The sequence below is a fragment of the Pedobacter sp. genome, assembly GCF_035317785.1.
Taxonomy (GTDB): Bacteria; Bacteroidota; Bacteroidia; order Sphingobacteriales; family Sphingobacteriaceae; genus Pedobacter.
This window is the reverse complement of sequence record NZ_DATHGC010000208.1, coordinates 1-2,503: the sequence shown is the minus strand read 5'-3', so window position 1 is coordinate 2,503 and position 2,503 is coordinate 1. Positions and strand designations below refer to the sequence as shown.

The window sequence follows — 2,503 nt, the reverse complement described above, 5'->3', positions numbered from 1 at the left end:
CTTCGGCAAGGTTGATAACACTGAATTCTATAAAACATTTACTGACATACTTAAAGAATTTGGGGGTAGATATAAAGATAAAGTAGCCGGATACTGGTTCGATTGCTGGTACCAAATTTTTGAAGGATATCCAGATATTCCTATTCAAGATTTTTTTAAAGCTTGCAAAACAGGAAACAAGGATCGGATCATTTGTTTAAATTCATGGATTTATCCATCGGTTTCTCCCTGGCAGGAATACTGGGCCGGTGAGGTTGCAAGCCCGGTTGCGCCTCCTAAAAATGGCACTATTGAACGAGGCCCCGGAATGGGATTGCGCTACCAGTCGCTGCTTATTATGGAACCTTATTGGGTGCAGGAAAAAGCGGCAATGCCCCCTCCACGTTTTACCGCCGAACAATTAAGCAAATATATTAGTGAGTGCATGCAGCAGGGAGGGGCCGTTACAATAAATATGGGAATATACCAGGATGGCACAGTTGATGAGAAAGCTTTGCAAGTAATGAAAGATGTGGCCGCAAAAATAAGAAAATAAGGAACGATTACAATCCAAAGAATGATATGAAAGTTTTTTTATAAATCCATTTAATTCTGACAATCATATAATCATTAAATTACTAACTCATGAAAAAATTTAACCTGGTATCTTTTTCCCTTTTGGCAAGTATTGTTTTCTTTTCCGGATATTCACAAGTTCCTTCTTTAGGAACTCGCGGTAAATATTACACAGTAGAATATTCCCCGTCAGGTAAATGGGGCGAATTACAGATTCCGGTTACCTATACCTTATGGGTCCCCGCAGGCGCTAAAACTATTCGCGGTGTGATTGTCCATCAGCACGGGGCAGGAATTCTGGCGTCTGAGCAGGGGGCATCAGCCGCCACCGACCTTCATTGGCAAGCTCTCGCTAAGAAATGGGATTGTGCATTACTCGGAACATCGTATCATGCATCGACAGATGCAACAGATAAGACCCCTGGTGGATCAGAGCTTTGGTTTGATCCCAGGCATGGATCGGATCAGGTATTCCAAAACACGCTTGCCAAATTTGCCAAACAGACTAATCATCCAGAGATGACGAAGGTACCATGGGTTTTTTGGGGACATTCAGGAGGAGGTATATGGTCTGATGTCATGTCATGTTTACACCCTGAACGTGTTGCCGCTATATGGTTACGATCTGGTTCTGCAACCTCATTTCTTAATAGACCGGCATTCCCTCAACCTGTAATTTCTAAAGCAGTGTACCTGATTCCTATCATGGGTAATGCAGGGATCAAAGAACAAGGAAAAGGTGCTTATGATGGCACTTTAGCCAAGTTTCATGAATATCGTGCAAAAGGGGCGCCGTTTGGCTTTGCTCCAGATCCCCGTACAGGTCATGAGTGTGGTGATTCCCGATATTTGGCTATTCCCTTTCTGGATGCCTGTATGGCACTCAGACTACCGGATAAAAATAGCACGAATCAAACCCTTAAGCCAATAAATATAAATGAGGGATGGTTTGGGTCATTAAAGGACGGTAAGGCGGTTCCTACTAAAGAATTTACAGGTGATCCCACAGATGCTGTTTGGTTACCAAATCAAAAAGTAGCCAGGTGTTGGGAAGAGTATATAAAGACTGGTGAGGTTAGTGATGATACCCCTCCTTCTTCACCCACCAATGTTCTGCTTTCTGATAAGGGTGAGGTTGGAACCCAAATAACATGGGACGCGGAGGCTGATTTTGAGAGTGGCATACGCAGCTTTATTATTCTGCGCAATGGAAAAGAACTGGCTCAGGTAGCAAAAACTCCGTATGGAGAATATGGTCGCCCGTTATTCCAATCAATGTCTTATGGAGATACACCCAGACCAGATATGCCCAAATCAAGAATGATTTATGTGGACAATTCTTCAATTAATGGGTTAACTCAAAAATATTGTGTTATAAGTGTAAATGGTGTAGGACTAAAGTCTGAACCGTCAAAAATCATGAAAAAGAAATGAAAAATTCATTAAAAAAGTATCGGATGAAGCCAGTTCGCTGGGGCTTTATGCTTGCATTTACCCTTTTGTCTGCCATTGCTCTTAAAACAACAGGGGTGGTTGGGCAGGAAAAGGAGAAAATTGTGAAATCCCAGTATTCAGTCGAACAGAAACAGCCTATTGTTCTCAATCCGAGTGATCTGAACTTCCTAAAAGCGCCACTGGCCGAGTATACGAATTCCCTTAAAGAGAGTAATCCACGCGGCTTTTGGGTTCAGGGGTGGAACTCGCTAGATCAGTCTTTCCGTTGGACCGTTACAGCCCCTAAAGCAGGTAGTTACGTTTTTGATGTGTTGATCAGCGGAGAGCCGGGAACTACTATTGAAATCATCAGTTCACTGAACCGCCTTACATTGATATTACCACCTGGCAACGACCTTGGGGGAAACAACTGGAACAGACTTCGTGTTCCGGGCACTCTTTCATTGCCTGAGGGTGTGAGTAGTATTGAAGTGCGCAGCCCGGCACCCAAAGG

At 43.4% G+C, this 2,503-nt stretch carries 3 protein-coding genes; all 3 read left to right on the top strand.

The window, feature by feature from the left end:
* On the top strand, positions 1 to 535 hold a 535-nt coding region (locus tag VK541_RS12465; RefSeq protein ID WP_324370534.1), incomplete at its 5' end, for a hypothetical protein.
* A gap of 89 nt (positions 536 to 624) precedes the next feature.
* Entirely contained in the window at positions 625 to 1,989 is a 1,365-nt protein-coding gene (locus VK541_RS12460; protein WP_324370531.1) for a hypothetical protein, read from the top strand.
* Between the two features lie 23 nt (positions 1,990 to 2,012).
* On the top strand, positions 2,013 to 2,503 hold a 491-nt coding region (locus VK541_RS12455), incomplete at its 3' end, for a hypothetical protein (RefSeq protein WP_324370529.1).

What these genes read in the sequence shown, in the direction of transcription:
- VK541_RS12460 (WP_324370531.1), top strand. Translation starts at nt 625, where the DNA reads ATGAAAAAATTTAACCTGGTATCTTTTTCCCTTTTGGCAAGTATTGTT.